Source organism: Cupriavidus phytohabitans (assembly GCF_017815025.1).
Lineage (GTDB): Bacteria > Pseudomonadota > Gammaproteobacteria > Burkholderiales > Burkholderiaceae > Cupriavidus.
The window spans coordinates 178,674-201,912 of record NZ_JAGIQB010000002.1 but is presented as its reverse complement, the minus strand read 5'-3'; the positions used below and the strand labels follow the sequence as shown (position 1 = coordinate 201,912).

20 protein-coding genes are annotated in these 23,239 nt (G+C 68.4%); 18 read left to right on the top strand and 2 right to left on the bottom strand.

What is annotated here, in order from left to right; all coding sequences use genetic code 11:
• Nucleotides 1-17: 17 nt before the first annotated feature.
• The 4 genes from tsaB to J8I34_RS02230 are packed head-to-tail and all read left to right on the top strand — an operon-like array spanning nt 18 to nt 3,361.
• Complete coding sequence (tsaB, locus tag J8I34_RS02245; protein WP_209775235.1) at nt 18-776, top strand: tRNA (adenosine(37)-N6)-threonylcarbamoyltransferase complex dimerization subunit type 1 TsaB; 759 nt, start codon at nt 18-20, stop codon at nt 774-776.
• Entirely contained in the window at nt 773-1,348 is a 576-nt protein-coding gene (gene rimI, locus J8I34_RS02240; protein ID WP_029045802.1) for a ribosomal protein S18-alanine N-acetyltransferase, read from the top strand. The genes tsaB and rimI overlap by 4 nt, the downstream gene beginning before the upstream one ends.
• Nucleotides 1,345-2,241: a uracil-DNA glycosylase gene (locus tag J8I34_RS02235; protein ID WP_029045803.1), complete on the top strand. Its 897-nt coding sequence runs from the start codon at nt 1,345-1,347 to the stop codon at nt 2,239-2,241. The genes rimI and J8I34_RS02235 overlap by 4 nt, the downstream gene beginning before the upstream one ends.
• On the top strand, nt 2,216-3,361 hold the full coding sequence (locus J8I34_RS02230) for a DUF1853 family protein (protein ID WP_029045804.1): 1,146 nt from the start codon (nt 2,216-2,218) through the stop codon (nt 3,359-3,361). The genes J8I34_RS02235 and J8I34_RS02230 overlap by 26 nt, the downstream gene beginning before the upstream one ends.
• Before the next feature lie 23 nt (nt 3,362-3,384).
• Here J8I34_RS02230 and lplT read toward each other — a convergent pair whose 3' ends face one another.
• Complete coding sequence (gene lplT, locus J8I34_RS02225; protein WP_029045805.1) at nt 3,385-4,704, bottom strand: lysophospholipid transporter LplT; 1,320 nt, start codon at nt 4,702-4,704, stop codon at nt 3,385-3,387.
• A 609-nt stretch (nt 4,705-5,313) separates the two neighbouring features.
• On the opposite strand from lplT, the gene alr reads away from it, so the two are divergent.
• From alr to J8I34_RS02205, 4 genes are all read left to right on the top strand, one after another.
• On the top strand, nt 5,314-6,435 hold the full coding sequence (gene alr, locus J8I34_RS02220; protein WP_029045806.1) for an alanine racemase: 1,122 nt from the start codon (nt 5,314-5,316) through the stop codon (nt 6,433-6,435).
• 110 nt (nt 6,436-6,545) lie between these two features.
• Nucleotides 6,546-7,907, top strand: coding sequence for a DNA repair protein RadA (gene radA / locus J8I34_RS02215; RefSeq protein WP_029045807.1), 1,362 nt, complete (start codon nt 6,546-6,548; stop codon nt 7,905-7,907).
• A 3-nt stretch (nt 7,908-7,910) separates the two neighbouring features.
• Nucleotides 7,911-8,477, top strand: a complete 567-nt coding sequence (locus J8I34_RS02210) for a GNAT family N-acetyltransferase (RefSeq protein WP_029045808.1) — start codon at nt 7,911-7,913, stop codon at nt 8,475-8,477.
• A 154-nt stretch (nt 8,478-8,631) separates the two neighbouring features.
• Nucleotides 8,632-9,117, top strand: coding sequence for a disulfide bond formation protein B (locus tag J8I34_RS02205; RefSeq protein WP_029045809.1), 486 nt, complete (start codon nt 8,632-8,634; stop codon nt 9,115-9,117).
• 67 nt (nt 9,118-9,184) lie between these two features.
• Here the strand turns inward: J8I34_RS02205 and J8I34_RS02200 are convergent, their stop codons facing one another.
• Nucleotides 9,185-11,116, bottom strand: coding sequence for an ATP-binding cassette domain-containing protein (locus J8I34_RS02200; protein ID WP_029045810.1), 1,932 nt, complete (start codon nt 11,114-11,116; stop codon nt 9,185-9,187).
• 305 nt (nt 11,117-11,421) lie between these two features.
• Between J8I34_RS02200 and J8I34_RS02195 the strand changes: the two genes are divergently transcribed.
• From J8I34_RS02195 to J8I34_RS02150, 10 genes are all read left to right on the top strand, one after another.
• Entirely contained in the window at nt 11,422-12,405 is a 984-nt protein-coding gene (locus J8I34_RS02195) for a MurR/RpiR family transcriptional regulator (RefSeq protein ID WP_209805227.1), read from the top strand.
• A gap of 8 nt (nt 12,406-12,413) precedes the next feature.
• On the top strand, nt 12,414-13,382 hold the full coding sequence (locus tag J8I34_RS02190) for an isoaspartyl peptidase/L-asparaginase family protein (protein WP_029045812.1): 969 nt from the start codon (nt 12,414-12,416) through the stop codon (nt 13,380-13,382).
• Nucleotides 13,383-13,431: 49 nt separating this feature from the next.
• Complete coding sequence (locus J8I34_RS02185) at nt 13,432-15,336, top strand: dipeptide ABC transporter ATP-binding protein (RefSeq protein ID WP_198030798.1); 1,905 nt, start codon at nt 13,432-13,434, stop codon at nt 15,334-15,336.
• Between the two features lie 28 nt (nt 15,337-15,364).
• Nucleotides 15,365-16,921 carry a glutathione ABC transporter substrate-binding protein GsiB gene (gene gsiB / locus J8I34_RS02180; protein WP_209775242.1) on the top strand — a complete coding sequence of 519 codons (1,557 nt, stop codon included), beginning with the start codon at nt 15,365-15,367 and terminating at the stop codon, nt 16,919-16,921.
• Between the two features lie 301 nt (nt 16,922-17,222).
• Complete coding sequence (gsiC, locus tag J8I34_RS02175; RefSeq protein WP_029045815.1) at nt 17,223-18,143, top strand: glutathione ABC transporter permease GsiC; 921 nt, start codon at nt 17,223-17,225, stop codon at nt 18,141-18,143.
• Nucleotides 18,144-18,150: 7 nt separating this feature from the next.
• Nucleotides 18,151-19,065, top strand: coding sequence for a glutathione ABC transporter permease GsiD (gsiD, locus tag J8I34_RS02170; RefSeq protein WP_029045816.1), 915 nt, complete (start codon nt 18,151-18,153; stop codon nt 19,063-19,065).
• 3 nt (nt 19,066-19,068) lie between these two features.
• The gene (locus J8I34_RS02165) at nt 19,069-20,124 is read left to right on the top strand and encodes a DmpA family aminopeptidase (RefSeq protein WP_029045817.1); all 1,056 of its coding nucleotides are present in this window, start codon (nt 19,069-19,071) and stop codon (nt 20,122-20,124) included.
• On the top strand, nt 20,124-20,942 hold the full coding sequence (locus tag J8I34_RS02160) for a M55 family metallopeptidase (RefSeq protein WP_209805226.1): 819 nt from the start codon (nt 20,124-20,126) through the stop codon (nt 20,940-20,942). Before J8I34_RS02165 ends, J8I34_RS02160 begins: the two co-directional genes overlap by 1 nt.
• Nucleotides 20,943-21,024: 82 nt before the next feature.
• Nucleotides 21,025-21,816 (top strand): hypothetical protein, encoded by a 792-nt coding sequence (locus J8I34_RS02155; protein ID WP_209775245.1) that lies wholly within the window; start codon nt 21,025-21,027, stop codon nt 21,814-21,816.
• 76 nt (nt 21,817-21,892) lie between these two features.
• Nucleotides 21,893-22,963 carry a M14 family metallopeptidase gene (locus tag J8I34_RS02150; protein ID WP_029045820.1) on the top strand — a complete coding sequence of 357 codons (1,071 nt, stop codon included), beginning with the start codon at nt 21,893-21,895 and terminating at the stop codon, nt 22,961-22,963.
• Nucleotides 22,964-23,239: the final 276 nt, after the last annotated feature.

The following is a 23,239-nucleotide window of genomic DNA, read 5'->3' as shown; positions in this document are numbered from 1 at the left end:
GCGGCTACAATCGCGCCATGTCCTGGATTCTTGCTGTTGAAACTTCTACGGAGTGGTGCTCGGTCGCGCTCGGACGTGCGGCGGCCGGCGCCGGCATCGAGTGCCTGGTGCGCCATGAGCACACCGGTGCGCGCTCCTCTGCGCGCGTGCTGCCCGCCGCCGGCGAGTTGCTGGCCGAGGCCGGCATCGCACTGGCCGATTGCGCCGCGATCGCCTTCGGCGCCGGTCCCGGTTCGTTTACCGGCCTGCGTACCGCCTGTGGCGTGGCCCAGGGGCTGGCCTTCGGTGCCGGACTGCCGGTGGTGCCGGTCAATACCCTGGCAGCTTGCGCCGAGCGCGTACGCGCCGCCAAGCCAGAGCTGCCCGCGGACACCGCGGTGCTGGTCGCGCTCGACGCGCGCATGGACGAAGCCTATGCGGGAGCCTTCGGCTGGGATACCGCCGCGCAGGAATGGGTGGAGCGCACGCCGATGCACGTCGGCGCGCCGGAAACCGTGCAGCTTCCCGGCGGCGAATTCTGGCTGGCGGGCAATGCCGCTACGGTCTTCGGTGAACGCCTCGCCGGCCTGGCGCGCGCGCAACGCGTGCTGCCGGAGGCGATGCCCCATGCGCAGCCGATGGTCGCCATCGCACTGCGCGCGCTGGCGCGTGGCGAGGCCATCGACGCCGACCGCGCCATGCCGATCTACCTGCGCGACAAGGTGGCGCAAACCATCGCCGAACGCGAAGCCGCCGCCGCCGCGCGCGCCGCGGCCACGGCCGGGAGCGCATCGTGAGCGCAGCCTATCCGCTGGAAGAGCGCGCCGACTGGCCGGCCGTGCCCGCCATGCCGCCGCTGCCCCCGGGCTTTGCGCTGGGCAGGATGAGCGCGCTCGACCTGGAAGCGGTAGCCGGCATCGAGGCACGCGCATACAGCCATCCGTGGACGCGCGGCAATTTCGAGAACTCTGTCAAGGCAGGGCATCTCGGCCTGACCCTGCGTGATTCCGCCGGCACGCTGGTGGCCTATGCCGTGCTGATGCCGGTGGTCGACGAGATGCACCTGCTCAATATCACCGTCGACCCGCCGCGCCAGCGCCAGGGACTGGGGCGGCTGATGCTGTCGATCGTGCTGGCGACCTCGCACGCGCATCGCATCCATACCATGCTGCTGGAGGTGCGTCCGTCCAATACCGGCGCGATCGCGCTGTACCAGGCCGCCGGGTTTGCCGAGATCGGCCGCCGCAAGGGCTATTATCCGGCGGCGGGCCGACTCCGCGAAGACGCGCTGGTGTTGCGCCGGAGCTGGCCTGACGATGTCGCCCGGGAAAGAATGGAAAGCAGGGAAGGCGGGGAGGGCCGGGCATGAGCCGCCGCGCGCGATTCCTCGAGGCGCTGGGCATCACGGCCGAATGGGTGCCGCGGGCACGCGATGACGCGCCGCAGGCGGAGGTGGTGTCCGAAGCCGTTGCTGTTGCCGCGCCCGTTGCTACGCCCGTTGCCGGGCCCGTCACGGTGGCCGCGCAGGCCGCTGCGCCAGTCGTGGAAGCCGCGCCGGCGATCGAAACGGCGATCCCGCTGGTGCCTGTCGCCCCGGTGGCGGCGCCTGTCTCGCGTGCGCCAGCCGAGCCCTCGCTGGTACCGGCCGGCCCCGAACCCGACTCGGCGCAGGCCGGGCGCGAGGCTGCCATCGCCGCCATGGCATGGCCCGCGCTGGATGCCGCCGTGGCCGGATGCACCGCTTGCGGACTGTGCCAGACACGCACCAATGCCGTCTTCGGCGTCGGCGACCGGCAGGCGGAATGGATGCTGGTCGGCGAGGCCCCGGGCGAGAACGAAGACCTGCAGGGCGAGCCCTTCGTCGGCCAGGCCGGCAAGCTGCTCGACAACATGCTGGGCGCGCTCGGCCTGGCGCGCGGGCGCAACGTCTTTATCGCCAACGTGCTCAAGTGCCGCCCGCCGGGCAACCGCAATCCCGAGCCGGCCGAGGTGGCGCAGTGCGAGCCGTTCCTGCGCCGCCAGATCGCGCTGGTGCGCCCCAGGGTGATCGTGGTGCTGGGCCGCTTCGCCGCGCAGTCGCTGCTGCGCACCACCACGCCGATCGGCAAGCTGCGCGGCACCGTGCATGCTTATGAAGGCATCCCCGTGGTGGTGACCTACCACCCGGCCTACCTGCTGCGCACGCTGACCGACAAGGCGCGCGCATGGGAAGACCTGTGCCTGGCCCGCGAGGTACATGACCGTGCGGGAGCTGGGGCCTGACCTCTCGCTGCATCGCGGCGGCGACGGCAACCTGCCGCCGGAGCCGCCGCTGTGGCGCCGCGCCTTGTCGCCGCGCACGCGCGACCTGGCCTGGGCCACGCTGTCGCCGCCGCTGCTGTCCGCGGTAGCGGGTGCCGCGCCGGCGCACTGGCCCGCCGGTACGCTGGCGGCGTGGCGGCACTGGCTGGAAGCCGCCGACCCGGCGGCATTGCCAGCCACCATCGACGAGCTGGCCGGTGGCCATGTCGCCTTTCCCCCCGATCCCGTTCCCGGCCCGGGCGCGCCGCATGCGCAGGATCCCGCCAGCCGCAGCCTGCGGCTGGGACGCCATGCCGAACGGCTGCTGCATTTCGCTCTGCGCCATATGGAGGGGCTGACGCTGCTGGCGGCCAACGTCCCGGTGCGGCGCGCCGGCGCGCATGGCATCCGCACGCTGGGCGAGCTGGACTTCGTCTGGCGCGAGCAGGCCTCCGGCGACGTGGTCCACTGGGAAATGGCCGCCAAGTTCTACCTGATGCCCGGCGCCGTTGCGGCGCCGACCCTGCATGATTTCGTCGGGCCAAACATGGTCGACCGGCTGGGTGACAAGCTCGGGCATGTGGTTGGGCGCCAGCTGCCGCTGGGGCGCACGCCGGAAGCGCGCACGCTGCTCGGCCATGTCGTCGACCGCAGCGAGGTTTACCTGCTGGGTTGGCTGTTCTACCGGGACGGGCAAGTGCCGGCGGGACTCGACGGGCTGGGCATCGCCCCGGACCACCTGCAAGGCTGGTGGTCGACGCTGGACGGCTGGCGCGCGCGCGCGGCGGCGCGGCCGGGCCTGCGCTGGTGCCGGCTGCCGCGTTCGGGATGGTTGTCGGGGGCGCTGGTGCCTGCCAGCGGCACGGAGGAGGTCGATGCCCTGTACGCCGCGCTGGCGCTGCGCTTTGCCGATCCGCGCCACGACCACGGCTGGCGCCGCGAAGCGCCGGTGATGCTGTGCGAGCTGGAGCCGGCCGGCCACGGCTGGTGGCGCGAATGCTCGCGCGGTTTCGTGGTGCCGCCGGGATGGGAGGCGCGGGCCATGGCGCGGGCGGCGGAGCCGGCGCGGCAGGGTGTGCAGACGCTGGCCGACGGCCCCTGAGCGGGGCGCCGGCCAGGGGGAGGTCAGTGGTGCTTGTCCTCGCCGATCATCGCCAGCGAGTTGAAGGTGTTCATGTTGTACTTGTGCAGCTTGATCACCAGCATCATGGTCAGGCAGATGAACAGGCCCAGCGCGATGATGACGATGCCGATCGGCACGTTGAGCTTGATCAGCAGCGCGTACAGGCACAACATCAGCAGCACCGATACGTTTTCATTGAAATTCTGTACCGCGATCGAGTGGCCAGCCGACAGCAGCACGTGCCCGCGGTGCTGCAGCAGTGCGTTCATCGGCACCACGAAGTAGCCCGACATCGCGCCCACCAGCATCAGGAACACGTAGGCGATGGCCATGTACAGCGGCATGTGCAGCCCCAGGATGTGCAGCGTCACCTGGGGCATGGCGTCCTTGGTATAGAAGGCCATGATCATCACGGTCGCGCCCATCGCCACGCCGAAGGGCAGCACCGACAGCGACTTGCGCAGCGGAATGCGCGCGGCGGCGGCGATTGCGCCCACGGCCACGCCCACGGCCACTACCGCCTGCAGCAGCGCACCCTGCGACAGGTTCAGGCCGAGGGACTTCTCCGCCCACTTCAGCACGATGAACTGCAGCGTCGCGCCCACGCCCCAGAACAGCGTCGTCACCGCCAGCGAGATCTGGCCCAGCTTGTCGCGCCACAGCGCCAGGAAGCAGTCGCCGAACTCGGCGATCAGCTTGATCGGGTTCTTTTCCTGCTGCGGGTAGCGGGCGCCGGTATCGGGAATGAACAGGTTGAACACCGACGCGATCACGTAGAACAGCATGATCACGACCATCGCGGCCTCGGCCGGCGTGTCGATGCCGGTGTTGATCCAGGGCAGGTCGAGCCGCATCAGGATGTCCGACACGTGCACCGAAATCAGCGCGCCCCCCACCACGGTGCCCAGGATGATCGAGCCCACCGTCAGCCCCTCGATCCAGCCGTTGGCCAGCACCAGCTTCTCCGGCGGCAGCAGCTCGGTCAGGATGCCGTACTTGGCCGGCGAGTACGCCGCCGCGCCGAAGCCCACCACGCCATAGGCCAGCAGCGGGTGCAAGCCGAACATCATGATCGCGCAGCCGACCACCTTGATGGCATTGGTGATGAGCATCACCCGCCCCTTGGGCATCGAGTCGGCAAAGGCACCGACGAAGGCGGCGAGGATGACGTAGGAGAGAACGAAGAACAGCTTGAGCAGCGGGGTCATCCACTGCGGGGAATGCAATTCGGTGAGAAGGGCGATGGCGGCGATCAGTAACGCATTGTCGGCCAGCGACGAAAAAAATTGCGCGGCCATGATGGTGTAAAAACCCTTCTTCATGCTTTCGACTTTGTCTCCATCGCGGACTTCCGTCACGTCGGTCAGGGCGGCACCGGCTGGGGAGGCTATGGTTTGCAGGGAACCTTGCGCGGCGGCCGTGTCGAATTGTCTCGGTTGCACTGCGCTGCGGCGTCGTGAGGCTTGCCTGACAGTCATTGACATAATGCTTCGCTTTTAGAACATGGCCGGAGCGTCCGGCTTTATATCACGAAAACATGGCATTTCCGAACCCCGGCAAGGTGCCTTTTTGACTGCAAATTGCCGCGCCGATTCCCCGATGACCCCCGGCAGCGGCTTCCGGATGTGTTCAAATAACGGCTGCGATCCCGGCCAGACGACCGGATCTACCCTGACTGGCCTGACTGGTGCAGTGGCAAGACGATATCGCAGCCGGACGCCCCAAGTGACCAGGCAAACGCAAATTTCCCATGGCCGCTCACCTTAGCGCGACATGCCCGCAATATGAAGCACTTCGCATGCATCCACACACCGTCGCCCGCTGACAGGTGACGCTCGCGCCATTGAAACTGAGACAGAGCCGTCCTTCCAGTTCCCGCAGTGACGTGCGCGATGCGCCACGGCGCTGCCTGATTTCCGAGATGTGACTCCATGCCAAGACCCATTCACGCCGTCATCCACCAACCCGCCCTGGCCAACAACCTCGACGTGGTCCGCCGCAGCGCCCCTGCTTCGCGCATCTGGGCCGTCGTCAAGGCCAATGCCTACGGCCACGGCATCCGCCGCGTCTTTGCCGCGCTGCGCGGCACCGACGGCTTTGGCCTGCTGGACCTGAATGAAGCCGTGCTGCTGCGCGACCTGGGCTGGCAGGGCCCGATCCTGCTGCTGGAGGGTTTTTTCCAGCCGCAGGACGTTGCCCTGATCGAACAGTATCGGCTCACCACCGCAATCCACTGCGACGAACAGTTGCGCATGCTGGAAAGCGCGCGTCCCAAGGGGCCGCTGGCGATCCAGCTCAAGCTGAACACCGGCATGAACCGGCTGGGCTTCCACCCCGCCCAGTACCGCGCCGCCTGGGAGCGCGCCCGCGCCATGCCCTGTGTGGGGAGTATCGTCCATATGACGCATTTTTCCGATGCGGATAGTCCCCGAGGCATTGCCCACCAGATCAAGGCCTTCGACGCCGCCACCGCCAACCTGCCGGGCGAGGCCAGCCTGTCGAACTCGGCCGCGGTGCTGTGGCATCCGCAGGCGCACCGCGCGTGGGTGCGTCCCGGCATCATCCTGTACGGCGCCTCGCCGACCGGGCGCGATGCCGATATCGCGGGCAGCGGCCTGCAGCCGGCCATGTCGCTGCACAGCGAGCTGATCTCGGTGCAGGACCTGCGGCCGGGCGAGACGGTGGGTTATGGCTCCTTGTTTACCGCCGAGCGCCCGATGCGCATCGGCGTGGTTGCCTGCGGCTATGCCGACGGCTACCCGCGCCATGCCGCCGGCTGGGGCGAGCAGCGCGCGCCGGTGCTGGTCGACGGCGTGCGTACCGAGCTGGTCGGCCGTGTCTCGATGGACATGCTGTGCGTGGACCTGACGCCGTGCCCGAAGGCGCGGGTCGGCAGCCCGGTGACGCTGTGGGGCCAGGGCCTGCCGATCGACGAGGTGGCACAGGCCAGCGGCACGGTCGGCTACGAGCTGATGTGCGCGCTGGCGCCGCGCGTGCCGACCACGGTGGCGACCATCACGGCGTCGGACAGCGCCGCGCCGGCCGTGGTGTAAAAGGTTGCAAGCGAGACGTGGCGGCAGCGAATGCCGCCGGTTAGCGTGATGTAGTGTGATGGCCGGGCCGCATTTGCGCCCGGCTCGTTCTTTCCCGCAAGGATTTTCCGTTGGCCAAGACCAAGACCGTCTACACCTGTACCGAATGCGGCGGCACCGCGCCGCGCTGGGCCGGCCAGTGCCCGCATTGCCAGCAATGGAACACGCTGGTGGAAACGGTGGCCGAGACGGCCGCGTCCAAGCGCTTCCAGCCGCTGGCGGCATCGGCCATGGTGCGCAAGCTGTCCGAGATCGAGGCCGCCGACGTGCCGCGCTTTTCCAGCGGCATCGACGAGTTCGACCGCGTGCTGGGCGGCGGGCTGGTGTCGGGCGGCGTGGTGCTGATCGGCGGCGATCCCGGCATCGGCAAATCCACGCTGCTGCTGCAGGCGCTGGCCAACCTGGCCGGGCAGCGCCGCGTGCTCTATGTCAGCGGCGAAGAATCGGGCGCGCAGATCGCCCTGCGCGCGCAGCGGCTGGGCGTGGAAAGCCCGGCGCTGGGCCTGCTGGCCGAAATCCAGCTCGAAAAGATCCAGGCCACGCTCGAGGCCGAGAAGCCGGAAGTGGCGGTGATCGACTCGATCCAGACGCTGTACTCGGAGGCGCTGACCTCGGCGCCGGGCTCGGTCGCGCAGGTGCGCGAGTGCGCGGCGCAGCTGACGCGCATCGCCAAGAGCAGCGGCATCACCATCATCCTGGTCGGCCACGTGACCAAGGAAGGCAGCCTGGCCGGGCCGCGCGTGCTGGAGCATATTGTCGACACGGTGCTGTACTTCGAGGGCGATACGCATTCTTCGCACCGGCTGATCCGCGCCTTCAAGAACCGCTTCGGCGCGGTCAACGAGCTGGGCGTGTTCGCCATGACCGAGCGCGGGCTGCGCGGCATCAGCAACCCGTCGGCGCTGTTCCTGTCGCAGCATGAAGAGACCGTGCCAGGCTCGTGCGTGCTGGTGACGCAGGAGGGCACGCGCCCGCTGCTGGTGGAGATCCAGGCGCTGGTCGACACCGCGCACGTGCCCAACCCGCGCCGGCTGGCGGTGGGCCTGGAGCAGAACCGGCTGGCGCTGCTGCTGGCGGTGCTGCACCGGCACGCGGGCATTGCCTGCTTCGACCAGGATGTGTTCCTGAACGCGGTGGGCGGGGTCAAGATCACCGAGCCGGCCGCCGACCTGGCGGTGCTGCTGTCGATCCATTCGTCGATGCGCAACAAGCCGCTGCCGCGCGGGCTGGTCGTGTTTGGCGAAGTCGGCCTGGCCGGCGAGATCCGGCCCAGCCCGCGGGGCCAGGAGCGCCTGAAGGAAGCCGCCAAGCTGGGTTTCACGCTGGCCGTGATCCCCAAGGCCAATGCGCCCAAGCAGAAGATCGACGGCCTTGAAGTGATCGCGGTGGAGCGCATCGAGCAGGCGATCGATCGCGTGCGCCACCTGGACTGAGGCATGGACGACGGCAGCTTGCGCATCGAAACCCCGCGGCTGCGGCTGCGCCAGTGGCGCGATGCCGACTATGCGCCATTCGCCGCGCTGAATGCCGACGCGGAGGTGATGCGCTATTTCCCCGCGCCGCTGACGCGGGCCGAAAGCGACGCGATGGCGGATCGTTGCCGGGCACTGATCGCTGGGCGCGGGTGGGGGCCGTGGGCCGTCGAGCGCAAGCTGGACGGCGTCTTCGTGGGCTTTGTCGGCTTGCACGAACCGGCTGCCGCGCTGCCGTTCTCGCCTTGTGTCGAGGTCGCCTGGCGCCTGGCGCGCGATGCATGGGGCAGCGGCCTTGCCACCGAAGCGGCCCGCGCTGCGCTGGCCTATGGCTTCGGCACGCTTGGCCTGGACGAGATCGTTTCCTTCACCACGCTGGACAACCGCCGCTCGCGCGCGGTGATGGAACGGCTGGGCATGCGCGAGGATGCGCTGGGGTTCGAACATCCTGCGCTGCCGCCGGGGCATCCGCTGCGTTCCCATTGCCTGTACCGTTTGCCGCGCGCGACATGGCGGGCGGGCGCGGCATAGTGCCCTGCGTCAATCCGCCACAGGGCAGGGGATGCGCAGCCGATGTGATGCCCAAGGCGGGCGCGGAAAAATCGGTAATAATGCGCAGCAATGCCGCGCCCCGAACTGAAGTCACTTGACGGCACTGCTTACCGGATCACCCTCTATCACCACTATGCAAGCCAATTCCCGCGCCTATTTCTTGCTGATCGCCCTGGTTTCCTTCGGCCTGGTCGGCGTTGCGCTCTACCTGCAGTTTGAAAAGGGCTACCAGCCCTGTCCGCTTTGCGTGATGCAGCGCTTTGCATTTATCGGCATCGGCATCTTCTCGCTGCTCGCCGTGGTGGCACAGAACACGCGTTCGTTGTGGCAGGGCCTGGGCATGCTGTCGGGTATCGCCGGCATTGCCGTGGCGGTTTACCACGTGTCGCTGCTGCTGAACCCGAAGGCGACCTGCGGCATCGATCCGCTGGAGAACTGGGTCAACGCGCTGCCGACCGCCAAGGTGCTGCCGCAGGTGTTCTATGCCGATGGCCTGTGCGCGGCGCCGCTGCCGCCGGTGCTGGGCCTGTCGGTGCCGGCGTGGTCGCTGATCTGGTTGTTTATCCTGACGCTGACATTGGCGGTGGGGTTGATCCGGCGGGAGAAGAATTTCCGTTGAAGGATGACGGAGTCGGAAAGAGAAACCGGCGCAGTGTGCGCCGGTTTTTTATTGAGGGAACTATCCTTCACGCAATCTGCTCGATCTGCTCCTGCAGCTCCAGCCACTTCTCTTCCAGCGTCTCCAGCTCGCCATTGACCTCGCCCTGGCGCTTCAGCATCTCCATCAGCTTCGCCTTGTTGGCTTCGGCATAGCTCGATTCATCGGCCATGAACCGGTCGATCTCTTCCTTGGCGGATTGCAGCACCGCCATCCGCTTCTCGACCTTTTCCAGCTCCTTCGTCAGCGGCTTGCGCAACGCCGACAGGCGCTGGCGCTCATCCGCCTCGGCGCGGCGCTGGTCCTTGCGGTTGACCGTGGCGGCATCGCCACTGTTCTCAGCCAGGTGCGCGGCCGTGGCGGCATTGCGCTTGGCGGCGGCCTGCTGCAGCAGCCAGTCGCGGTAGTCGTCCAGGTCGCCGTCGAAGGGCTTGATGGTGCCGTCCGCGACCAGCATGAACTGGTCGGCGGTGGCGCGCAGCAGGTGGCGGTCGTGCGAGACCAGGATCAGCGTGCCTTCAAACTGCGCCAGCGCCATGGTCAGCGCCTCGCGGGTATCGAGGTCGAGGTGGTTGGTCGGTTCGTCGAGCAGCAGCAGGTTGGGCTTCTGCCAGACGATCAGCGACAGCGCCAGGCGTGCCTTTTCGCCGCCGGAGAACGGCTCGATCGGTGACGTGGCCATGTCGCCGCGGAAATTGAAGCTGCCGAGGAAGTCGCGCAGCTCCTGCTCGCGCACGTCAGGTGCCAGGCGTGCCAGGTGCTGCAGCGGCGAGTCGTGGTCGCGCAGTGTCTCGAGCTGGTGCTGCGCGAAGTAGCCGATCTGCAGTCCCTTGCCCAGGCGCAGCGTGCCGGTCATCGGATCCTGCGTGCCGGCCAGCGTCTTGACCAGCGTCGACTTGCCCTGGCCGTTGGCGCCAAGCAGGCCGATGCGCTGGCCATTCTGGATCGACAGCGCCAGGTTGTGCAGGATGGTGACCGGCGGCTCGGCCTCGGCGTAGCCGCAATCGACGCCGTCGAGCACCATCATCGGGTTGGGCGCGGCATCGGGCTCGCGGAACTCGAAGGCAAAGCCGGCGGCGACGTGCACCGGCGCGAGCCGCTCCATCTTCTCCAGCGCCTTGACCCGGCTCTGCGCCTGGCGCGCCTTGGTCGCCTTGGCCTTGAAGCGCGTGATGAACGACTCCAGGTGCGCGATTTCCTTCTGCTGGCGCGCGTAGGCGGCCTGCTGCTGTGCCATCTGCTGCAGCCGCAGGGTCTCGAACAGCGTGTAGTTGCCGCCGTAGCGGCGCAGCTGCTGGTTCTCGATATGCACGGTGACGTTGCAGATCGCGTCGAGGAATTCGCGGTCGTGCGAAATCATCACCAGCGTGCCCGGGTAGCGTGCCAGCCAGTCTTCCAGCCAGACGATGGCGTCCAGGTCCAGGTGGTTGGTCGGTTCGTCGAGCAGCAGCAGGTCGGACGGGCACATCAGCGCCTGCGCCAGGTTCAGACGCATGCGCCAGCCGCCGGAGAACGACGATACCGGCTGCGTTACCTGGGGCAGCGTAAAGCCGAGGCCCAGCAGCAGCGCTTCGGCGCGCGCGGGAGCCGTGTAGCCGTCGGCATCGGCATAGGCGGCGTGGGCTTCGCCTTCGGCGGTGCCGTCGCCGCTGGCCTGTGCGGCCGCGATCGCGGCTTCGATCTCGCGCAAGCGGGTGTCGCCGTCGATCACGTACTCGACCGCGCTGCGGCTGACCGCCGGCGTTTCCTGCGCCACATGCGCGACGCGCCATTGCGCCGGAACGCTGACATCGCCGCCGTCCGGATGCAGCTCGCCCCGCAGCAGCGCGAACAGCGTCGACTTGCCGCTGCCGTTGGCGCCGACAAGGCCCACGCGCTCGCCCGGGTTGAGCGTCACGCTGGTGTGGTCGAACAGCACCTTGGTGCCGCGCTGGAGGACAAGCTGGTCGATTCGGATCACGTGCGGGGAAACTTCTGAACGGGAACGGGCAACTACGCGGAAAAGCCGGCCAAGGCGGGTTGGCGGCGCTGGCCGGCATTGTAGCGTTTCCGGTGCGGGGCATGCCCGCGAATGGCGAAATGCCAGAAATGCCGCGGCATTGCGCACCGCCCCGGTGCGCCGCATGGCGGTCGGCGCTAGGGATTACCCTCGAATCTCCAAAACTCTATTTTCTTTGTGGGTGGGTTGAGTGTAAATTCATTTTCACGATGTTTTTCAGAATGTAACCGGCAGCGTCGCCCACGCCAACGCCATCCCCACCCGACATGACCCAAGGCCATTCGATCTCCGACCGCATCGCGCGCAGCCTGCCCACGCTGACGCCGGCGCACCGCCGCATGGCGGAATACGTGCTGGCCAACCTGTTCCGCGCGGCTACGATGCGCATCGACGAATTTGCCGCGGCGGTGGACGTGTCGGTGGCCACCGCCAACCGCTTCGCGCGGGCGCTGGGATTCGACGGCTATCCGCAGTTCCGTACCGAGCTGGTGCGCGGCTTCGAGGCCACGCTGGCGCCGGTCGAGCGGCTGCGCAGCGAACTGGAACGGCCCGCGACCGTGGCTGAAGTGTTCGCCGCCTCGCTCGAGGATGCGGCCGCCAATGCCGAAGCCACGCGGCGCGGCATTGACGCGCAGGCATGCGAGCGTGCGGTCTCGGCGATCCTGGGGGCGCAGCGCGTCTATGTGGCGGGCTTCGGCGCCAGCGGCTTTCTGGCCGGCCTGCTGCAGCACGGGCTGGAAATGCATTGCCGCATGGTTACCTCGGTCGCCGGCGCCGGCGGTGCCTCGCACGCGGCGCGCCAGCTGTTCAAGCTGCAGCCGAGCGACTTGCTGATCGTGATCGCCTTCCCGCGCTACGTGACCGACACCATCGAACTGGCGCAGCGCGTCAGGGCGCACGGCGGCCGCGTGCTGGCGCTGACCGACGGGCCGACCTCGCCGCTGGCGCCGCTGGCCGATATCGCGCTGTACGCGCAGGCCGCCAACCGGCTCTCTGCCAACTCCGATGCGACCGTGCTGGCGCTGATCGAAGCGCTGTGCGGGGCGGTCGCGCACCGCGCCGAGCGGCCGGTCAAGGCCGCCGCCGAAATGACCGAATTCCTGCTGCCGTGGCTCTATGGCACGCCGGGCGCCGAACGCGCCGGCCGTGCCGGGCCAGCCGGGCCAGCCGGGTCAACCGGACCGCAGCCGACCGAAGCGCAGGCGGCGGGCACCACGCGCCGCCGCGCGTCCAACCTGAAGAAGTCCTGAACCATCCCATGCAACAAGCAGTCATTGCCATCCACGGCGGCGCCGGCACCATCACCCGCGAGGCGATGGATCCCGCGCGCGAACGCGAATACACCGAGGCGCTGGAACACGTGCTGCGGGCCGGCCAGCGCATCCTGGCCGACGGCGGCAACGCGCTCGATGCCGTGACCGAGGCCGTGCGCCTGCTGGAGGAGTGCCCGCTGTTCAATGCGGGCAAGGGCGCCGTGCTGACCCATGCCGGCACCTATGAACTCGACGCGGCGGTGATGGACGGCGCCACCCGCGATGCCGGCGCGGTGGCCTGCGTCACGCGCCTGCGCAACCCGGTGCTGGCCGCGCGCGCGGTGCTCGATCACAGCGAGCATGTGCTGTTTGCCGGCGCCGGCGCGGAGGCCTTCGCCGCCGCACAAGGGCTGGAACTGGTGGAGCAGGAATACTACTTCACGCAGGCACGCCACGAACAATGGCAGCGCGCACGCGGTACCGCCGGCATGGCGCTGCTCGACCATGATGCCGCCGCACTGGGGGCACGGAACGTGCCGGCCGACCCGATCGATCCGGACAGCAAGTTCGGCACCGTTGGCGCGGTGGCGTGCGACAGCCGCGGCAACCTCGCCGCGGCGACCTCTACCGGCGGCGTGACCAACAAGAAGGTGGGGCGCGTCGGCGATACCCCGGTCATTGGTGCGGGCTGCTATGCCGACGACGTGGTGGCAGTGTCCGCCACCGGCACTGGCGAGATGTTTATCCGCACCGTGGCCGCTCACGATGTCTCGGCGCAGATGCGCTATGCCGGCCTGTCGCTGGAAGAATCGGCACGGCGCGTGGTGATGGAAAAACTGGTCGCCATCGAAGGCCGGGGCGGACTGATCGCGGTAGACCGCGCCGGCAACGTCACGCTGCCGTTCAACACCGAAGGCATGTACCGCGGCTTTGCCCGCGTGGGCGAGGCGGTCAGCGTCTCGATCTACGGCTGATCCCCGCATCCGCCAGTCCTGAGCATCACGCAGCAAACAAGGAGTTCCAGTGGCCAATATTCCAGCGCAAGCGCACGCTTCCGCCTCCGGCATCGTCCTGCCGCCCGAGCGCGTCGTCTCGGTCGATGGCCTGAGCGTGCGCTTTGCCACGTCCGAACGCACCGTCGAGGCAGTGCGCAACCTGTCGTTCCATGTCGACCGCGGCGAGACGCTGGCGGTGGTGGGCGAGTCGGGCTCGGGCAAGTCGGTCACGTCGCTGGCGCTGATGCGGCTGGTCGAGCATGGAGGCGGCAAGATCGTCAGCGGCAGCATGCTGCTGCGCCGGCGCGGCGGCGAGGTGATCGACCTGGCGCGCGCGGATAACGCGACGCTGCGCAGCGTGCGCGGCGCCGACGTGGCGATGATCTTCCAGGAGCCGATGACCTCGCTCAACCCGGTGTTCCCGGTGGGCGAGCAGATCGCCGAATCGATCCGGCTGCACCAGGGCAAGAGCCGCGCCGCGGCGCGTGCCGAGGCGCTGCGCATGCTGGAGCTGGTGCGCATCCCCGAGGCGCGCCGCGTGCTGGAGCGCTATCCGCACCAGCTTTCCGGCGGCATGCGCCAGCGCGTGATGATCGCGATGGCGCTGTCGTGCAAGCCGGCGTTGCTGATCGCCGACGAGCCCACCACCGCGCTGGACGTGACCATCCAGGCCGAGATCCTGCAGCTGATCCGCGGCTTGCAGGCCGAAATGCACATGGGCGTGGTCTTCATCACCCACGACATGGGCGTGGTGGCCGAGGTGGCCGATCGCGTGCTGGTGATGTACCGCGGCGAGAAGGTGGAGGAGGGCAGCTCCGACGACGTGTTCCGCGCGCCTGCGCATCCGTACACGCGCGCACTGCTGTCGGCCGTGCCGCGCCTGGGCGCCATGAGCGGGACCGACCTGCCGGCCAAGTTCCCGCTGCTGCGCCTGGATAGCGCCAGGGCGGAGCAGGCTGCGCCGCAGGACACGGTGCAGCCCGGTGTCGCCCCGATCCTGCGCGTGCAGGACCTGGTCACGCGATTCGACGTGCCCGGCGGCCTGTTCGGCCGCGTCACGCGCCGCGTGCATGCGGTGGAGAAAGTCAGCTTCGATCTCTATCCCGGCGAAACGCTGGCACTGGTGGGCGAGTCCGGCTGCGGCAAGTCCACCACGGGCCGTTCGCTGCTGCGGCTGGTGGAAAGCCAGAGCGGCACTATCGAATTCAACGGGCAGAACATCAGCAAGCTGGAAGGCCCGGCTCTGCAGACCCTGCGCCGCAATATCCAGTTCATCTTCCAGGACCCGTTCGCGTCGCTCGACCCGCGCGTGCCGGTCGGCTATTCGATCATGGAGCCGCTGCTGGTGCACAAGGCCGCCAGCGGCAAGGAGGCCGAGCAGCGCGTAGCCTGGCTGCTCGACAAGGTGGGGCTGGACCCGTCGCACGCGGCGCGCTATCCGCACGAGTTCTCCGGCGGCCAGCGCCAGCGCATCTGCATTGCGCGCGCGCTGGCGCTGAACCCCAAGGTGGTGGTGGCCGACGAGTCGGTGTCCGCGCTGGACGTGTCGATCCAGGCGCAGATCGTCAACCTGATGCTGGACCTGCAGCGCGAGCTGGGCATCGCCTTCCTGTTTATCTCGCACGACATGGCGGTGGTGGAGCGCGTCAGCCACCGCGTGGCGGTGATGTACCTGGGCCAGATCGTCGAGATCGGCCCGCGCCGCGCGATCTTCGAGAACCCGCAGCACCCGTACACGAAGAAGCTGATGTCGGCGGTGCCGATCGCCGACCCGGCGCGGCGCCACCTGCGGCGCGAGCCGCTGAACGATGAGATTCCCAGCCCGATCCGAGCGGTCGGCGACGAACCGGTGGTGCAGCCGCTGGTGCAGGTCGCCGGCAGCGCCGGGGCCGGCCATTTTGTTGCGCGGCACGCCGTTGGCGGCGCCTACTGAAACGGAAGTCAATCCAAGGAGAATCGAGATGTCTGCACGGATGGTTTCGCCCAGGCTGCTGGCCGGGCTGCTCATGGCTGGCGCGATGGGCGCGCTGGCGCCGGTGTCCGCCTTTGCCGCCAAGGACGCGGTGATGGCTGTCGCTTCCACGTTCACCACGCTGGACCCGTACGACGCCAACGACACGCTGTCGCAGGCCGTGTCCAAGAGCTTCTACCAAGGCTTGTTCGGCATGGACAAGGACATGAAACTGGTCAACGTGCTGGCCGAGAGCTATGACGTCAGCAAGGACGGCCTCGCCTATACCATCAAGCTGAAAAAGGGCGTCAAGTTCCACGATGGCAGCGCGTTCGACGCCGCCGCGGTCAAGGCCAACCTGGACCGCGTGACCAACCCGGCCAACAAGCTCAAGCGCTATACGCTGTTCAACCGCGTCGCCAGGACCGACGTGGTCGATGCCAATACCGTCAAGGTCACGCTGAAGGAGCCGTTCTCGCCGTTCATCAACGTGCTGGCGCATCCGTCTGCGGTGATGATCTCGCCGGCCGCGCTGCAAAAGTACGGCAAGGAGATTGCCTTCCATCCGGTCGGCACCGGCCCGTTCGAGTTCGTCGAGTGGAAGCAGCCCGATCACCTGAAGGGCAAGAAGTTCGCCGGCTACTGGAAGACCGGCTACCCGAAGATCGACACCATCACCTGGAAGCCGGTGGTCGACAACAACACGCGCGCCGCCGTGATGCAGACCGGCGAGGCGGACTTTGCCTTCAGCATCCCGTTCGAGCAGGCCGCGGTGCTGAAGAACAGCGCCAGGGTCGAGCTGATCGCGTCGTCGTCGATCATCCAGCGCTACCTGAGCCTGAACACCATGGTCAAGCCATTCAACGACCCCAAGGTGCGCCAGGCCATCAACTACGCGATCAACAAGGATGCACTGGCCAAGGTGGCGTTTGCTGGCTACGCGGTGCCGGCCGAGGGCGTGGTGCCGCCGGGCGTGGACTATGCCGAGAAGCTCGGCCCGTGGCCGTATGACCCGGCCAGGGCGCGCGCGCTGCTGAAGGAAGCCGGCTACCCGAACGGCTTCGAGACCACGCTGTGGTCGGCCTACAACCACACCACCGCGCAGAAGGTGATCCAGTTCGTGCAGCAGCAGCTGCAGCAGGTCGGCATCAAGGCGCAGGTGCAGGCGCTGGAAGCCGGGCAGCGCGTGGAGAAGGTTGAAAGCGTGCAGAAGCCGGAAGACGCCGGTGTGCGCATCTACTACATCGGCTGGTCGTCGTCGACCGGTGAATCGGACTGGGCGCTGCGTCCGCTGCTGGCTTCTGAGTCGATGCCGCCCAAGCTGCTGAACACCGCCTACTACAAGAACGACCAGGTCGATGCGGATATCGCCGGCGCGCTGCGTACCACGGACCGCGGCGAGAAGGCCCGCCTGTACAAGGACGCCCAGGAACGCATCTGGAAGGATGCCCCGTGGGCCTTCCTGGTGACGGAGAAGGTGCTGTTCGCGCGCAGCAAGCGGCTGGCTGGGGCGTATGTGATGCCGGACGGGTCGTTTAATTTTGATGAGATTGATATCAAGCAGTGAGGGGTGAAGCGAAGGGCGGGACTTCGTTGAGGTGCCGGCCCTCACCCCCGCCCCTCTCCCGCGCGCGGGAGAGGGGAGAACACAACGGGTCGTTCCAGCTCCGGCGATTTGCTCCCCTCTCCCGCATGCGGGAGAGGGGCCCGGGGGTGAGGGCGGGCGCGGGCAGTACTCCAGCCGCCTCAAGGACCCTGACCCAACGAGCAGCGAAGCAGCAAGCCGACACAAGGCCGCCGGCCCGCGACGCGGGGTTCGCAGGCGGGCGGCCCGCGGCCTCGCTTGCTGTCATTCATTCTGGTGCTTCATGCTGAACTACTTCCTCAAACGAGTGCTGGGCGTGATCCCCACGCTGCTGATCGTGGCAGTGCTGGTGTTCCTGTTCGTCCACCTGCTGCCGGGCGATCCCGCGCGGCTCGCGGCGGGCCCCGAGGCCGACTCGGCCACGGTCGAACTGGTGCGCAAGGATCTGGGCCTGGACCGGCCCATGCACGAGCAGTTCGTCAACTTCTTCTCCAACGCGCTGCGCGGCGAATTCGGCCATTCGCTGCGTACCAAGCGCCCGGTGAGCGAGGAGATTGGCGACCGCTTCATGCCGACGCTGCTGCTGACGGTGGCGTCGATGGCGTGGGCGGTGGTGTTCGGCATGGCGATTGGCATCGGCTCGGCGGTGTGGCGCAACCGCTGGCCGGACCGCTTCGGCATGACGCTGGCCGTATCGGGGATTTCGTTCCCCGCCTTTGCGCTGGGCATGCTGCTGATGGAGGTGTTCTCCGTGCAGCTGGGCTGGCTGCCCTCGATCGGCGCCGACAGCTGGAAGCATTACGTGCTGCCGTCGATCACGCTCGGCGCCGCGGTGGCGGCGGTCATGGCGCGCTTTACCCGCGCCTCGTTCGTCGAGGTGCTGCAGGAAGACTTTATCCGCACCGCCCGCGCCAAGGGCGTGCGCGAGACGGTGGTGGTGGCCAAGCATGGCCTGCGCAACGCCATGATCCCGGTGGTGACGATGATGGGCCTGCAGTTCGGCTTCCTGCTGGGTGGCTCGATCGTGGTCGAGAAAGTGTTCAACTGGCCGGGTCTCGGCCGCCTGCTGGTCGATGCCGTCGAGATGCGCGACTACCCGGTGATCCAGGCCGAGGTGCTGCTGTTCTCGCTCGAATTCATCCTGATCAACCTGGTGGTGGACATGCTCTACACCGTGATCAACCCAACCATCCGCTACAAGTGAGGCCGGCATGACTGAGCTTTCCACGCCCGCCGCAAGCGAAGCGGCACCCGCCACCGCTCCCGTGCCGGAAGCCGTGCGCACGCCCTGGACCGAGTTCTGGCGCAAATTCCGCAAGCAGCACCTGGCGCTGGGCGCCGGCGTGTTCGTGCTGCTGCTGGTGCTGGTCGCCATCCTGGCGCCGCATATCGTGCCGTACGACCCCGAGAATTTCTTCGACTACGACGCGCTCAACGCCGGCCCGTCGGCCGCGCACTGGATGGGCGTCGATTCGCTCGGGCGCGATATCTTCAGCCGCATCCTGGCCGGCACGCGCATCTCGCTGGCGGCGGGCTTCCTGTCAGTGATCATCGGCGCGGTGATCGGCACCGTGCTGGGCCTGCTGGCCGGCTACTACGAGGGCTGGTGGGACCGCATCGTGATGCGGATCTCCGACGTGCTCTTCGCCTTCCCGGGCATCCTGCTGGCGATCGGCATCGTTGCCATCCTCGGCAATGGCATGACTAACGTGATCTTTGCCGTGGCGATCTTCAGCATTCCGGCCTTCGCGCGGCTGGTGCGCGGCAATACGCTGATGCTGAAGCGGCTGACTTATGTCGAGGCCGCGCGCAGCATCGGCGCGTCGGACTGGACCATCCTGATGCGCCATATCCTGCCGGGCACGGTGTCGTCGATCGTGGTGTATTTCTCGATGCGGATCGGCACGTCGATCATCACCGCGGCCAGCCTGTCGTTCCTGGGGCTGGGCGCGCAGCCGCCCACGCCGGAGTGGGGCGCGATGCTGAACGAGGCGCGCGCCGACATGGTGACCGCGCCGCACGTGGCGATCTTCCCGAGCCTGGCGATCTTCCTGACGGTTCTGGCGTTCAACCTGCTTGGCGACGGCCTGCGCGACGCGCTGGATCCCAAGATCGACCGCCGGTGAGCCATGCAGACATCGACGCAGGGCGTGCCGCGTATCGGCAGCCTGCCGGCCGGGCAGCGCGACAGCATCGCCGACGTGCCAGGGGTGACCGTGGGCCACTGCACGCTGGCGCAGGATGCGGTGCAGACCGGCGTCACCGTGATCCGCCCGCACGGCGGTGACCTGTATCGCGACAAGGTGCCCGCGGCGGCCACCGTGCTTAACGGCTTCGGCAAGAGCGTGGGGCTGGTGCAGCTGGACGAACTGGGCGTGCTGGAGACGCCGGTTGCGCTGACCAACACCTTCTCGGTCGGCGCCATGGCGCAGGCGCAGATCCGTGCCGCCGTCGCCGCCAACCCGGAGATCGGACGCGCATGGCCGACGGTCAATCCGCTGGTGTTCGAATGCAATGACGGCTACCTGAACGATATCCAGCGCATGGCAGTGGACGGTAGCCACTATGACGCGGCGCTGGCCGCTGCCGGCCAGGACGTCGCGCAGGGCGCGATCGGCGCCGGGCGCGGCATGTCGTCGTTCGGCGTCAAGGGCGGCATCGGCACGGCATCGCGCATCGCGCAGGGCTATCGTGTCGGCGCGCTGGTGCTGGCAAATTTCGGCACGCCGGAGTCGCTGACGCTGGCGGGCAGGCTGGTCGGGCCGCAGCTGGCGCAGCGCCTGGCGCAGCCCGACGCGGTGGCGCAGCCGCCGCTGCCTGAAAAAGGCTCGATCATCATGGTCGTGGCCACCGACGCGCCGCTGGACGCACGCCAGCTGCGCCGGATGTCGCTGCGCGCGGGTGCGGGGCTGGCGCGCACCGGCTCGGTGTTCGGGCACGGCTCGGGCGATATCGCGCTCGCCTTCTCGACCGCCTATACCGTCCCGCACCAGGCCGACCGCGCGATGCCTGCGGTCGCCATGCTCCACGAAACGCTGCTCGACCCGCTGTTCCGCGCCGCCGCGGACAGTGTCGAGCAGGCCATCGTCCATGCGCTCTGGCATGCGGCGACGGTGCAGGGCCGCGACGGCCATGCCCGCCGCGCCTTGCTGGAGGTCATGCCAGAACTGCGCCAATCCGCCTGATGAAGATCCTGATTTCCACCGATATCGAGGGCGTCGCCGGCGTCTTCCACGCCGAGCAGACCCGCCCCGGCAGCGGCGAATATGAACGCGCCCGCGCCTGGATGAGCGCCGAGGCCAATGCCGCCGTCGCCGGCGCCTTTGCCGGCGGCGCCACCGAAGTGCTGGTCAACGACTCGCATGGCGGCTTCCGCAACCTGCTGCCGGACCAGATCGACCCGCGCGCGCGGTTGGTGCTCGGCAAGCCGCGCTACCTCGGCATGATGGCCGGCATCGAGGACGGCGCCGACGGCGTGCTGATGATCGGCTACCACGGCCGCGCGCAGAGCCGCGGCGTGCTGGCGCACACCATCAACAGCGGCGCCTTCGCCCGGGTCTGGCTTAACGGCATGGAACTTGGCGAGGCTGGTCTCTACGGCGCGCTGGCCGGGGAACTGGGCGTGCCGGTGCTGATGGCCAGCGGTGACGACGTCTTCGTGCAGGAAACCCGGCCGCTGATGCCGTGGGTGCGCTTTGCCGAGACCAAGCGTGCCGGCGGCTTCGGCAGCGGCACCACGCTGTCGCCGGCGGCGGCGCGCGAGGCGATCCAGGCGGCCGCGGCCGAGGGCGTGCGCGGCGCGGCGCAGGCGCAATGCCTGCGGCTCGAAGCGCCGGTGAGCACCAGGCTGCAGACCCTGACGCCGGCGCATGCCGACCTGTTCTGCCAGTGGCCGACGCTGGAGCGCCTCGATGGCGTGACCCTGGGCTTCCAGGCCGATTCCGTGCAGGCCGCGGTACGCATGCTCAACTGCCTGTCGGCGATGTCGTTCATGCTGAAGTAGCGCCTGCCGGCAGCGGATCCTCCGGATCGGCGACAATAGCGGGTCCGCAGCCAACCCAGCCAACCCGGCACTACGCATTCGCATGACCCAGGCACACGACGGGGGCTGGATCCCCGTACGCAAGGACTTCGTCGACTTGGACACCCGTTGCCATGCGCGCGGCAACAGCCGCCGGCACCACGGTTTCCCGCACGGACAGGCCTATATCCTGCGCGACGCCGCCGGGCATGAGTATCCGTTCGGCGAAGACTGCGCCCGCGCCGCGGTGGCGCATCCCGGGTTGCTTCTGCAGGTGCCGGACTACACCGAGCGCGACGTGGTGCCGCGCTCGGCCTTGCCCGATCCCATCCCCGCCGGCGTCCGGCGCGGAAGGCGTAGCGCGGCGGAAACCGCGGCGGCAGAACGCCTTGCGGCCATCCGCTACCTTGTCCTGCGCATGGAAAAAGTGGCCGCCGTGCCGCGCGTGCAGCCCACCGTGCGCTTTCCCGCGCTGGACCCGGTCTACGAGCAATACCTGCGTACCGGCGACGTGGCCACTGCGCAGGTGCGCCGCATCCTGGCGATCGAGCGCGCGCCCAGCACGCCGCCGCGGCTGCGCGCCACCAACCTGCTCGACGTCTATACGGCCCATGTCAAGCTGGAGCGGCTGATCGCCGCCTCCAACAGCGTCGACAACATCCGCTTCCTGCGAGGCCTGCACGACTGGCTGGCGCGCCACCTGGTGCTGACTGCCAGCCAGTTGGCCGCGGCAGGGATCGAGATGCATCCGCAGGCCTTTACCTCGCCCGGCATCTGGGGCGCCGCGGCGGAAGCGGCAAGCCGGGCGGTCCCGGCCGCTTCGGCGCTACCCGATCCGAACGGCTCGCTGTTCTAGCTACCCATTCGGCGCAACTGGCAGAACCGGTGGAAATGGCGTCTAATGGCCTGCATCGCCATCCGCCGGTGACGCCATGAGTCCTTTTTCGCGCAGCTACGCCGAAGCCCGCCAGAAGTTCCTCGATGCCGCGCGCGCGGCCGGGGCAGACCTGGCGCAGTTCCCGCATCCGACCCGCCGCGGCAGCGCCGGCGAGGACCTGGCGATCGACGTGGCGCAGGTGGGCCCGCCCGGCGCGCGGCAGTGCCTGATGGTGACTTCCGGCACCCATGGCGCCGAGGGCTTCGCGGGCTCAGGCGTGCAGATTGCGATGCTGAACGACACCGCGCTGCTCGCAGATTGCGCCGCCGCGGGCACCAGCCTGCTGCTGGTCCATGCCATCAATCCCTACGGTTTCTCGCATCTGCGCCGGGTCAACGAAGACAACGTCGACCTGAACCGCAACTTCATGGACTTCTCGCAGCCGCTGCCGTACAACGGGCCATATGCGGAGATTGCGCCGCTGCTGCTGCCGGCGCAGTGGCCGCCATCCGACGCCGACCAGGCTCAGCTGATGAAGACCGTGGCCGAGCGCGGCATGGCGTGGTACCAGGCCGCGCTGAGCGGCGGCCAGTACCAGGACCCGGACGGCATGTTCTTCGGCGGCACCAAGGCGACCTGGAGCAACTACACGCTATGCCGCATCCTGGCGCGCTTCGGCGCCGGGCGCGAGACGCTGCGCTGGATCGACGTGCACACCGGCCTGGGGCCGTGGGGCTATGGCGAGCCGATCCACATGGGCCCGGACACGCCCGAGTCGCTGACGCGCACGCGCGCCATCTGGGGCAGCCGGGTGACGTCGATCTATGACGGCTCGTCGACCTCGGCCAACCTGACCGGGCTGGCCTGGCGTGCGGTGCCGCAGACACTGCCGGGGATCGACTATGCCGGCATCGCGCTGGAATTCGGCACGCTGCCAGTGGGCGAGGTGCTGGACGCGCTGCGTGGCGACCACTGGCTGCACCGGCATCCCGAAGCGGACGAGAACCAGCGCGCGCTGGTGCGCCAGGCGATGTGGCGGGCCTTCTATGGCGACGCCGACGACTGGCGCGACGGCGTGGTGACGCAAGTGACCGACGCCGTGCGCAGCACGCTGGCCGCGGCCTGAGCTCGGCCTGGTTTTGGCCGTAGCGGGACCGTATCTCGCATTCGAAATCGTTCAGTACAGGGCGCAAGCCGCTTCTGGTAATGTCTCGGACTTGGCTGTAGAGTGCCGTCAAAGGCACCGCTGGTTTGGGCGTCAGTGCGGGCCGGGCAGTCACAACGAAACGCTACAAGAAACGCCACCAAGAACAAGACGGAAGGGGGTCCCCGGCCGGCCAGCGGCGCAGCGCAAGCGCCGGCACCGGCAAGGCGCGCGGCGCCGCTTCCGGCATCAGCTCGG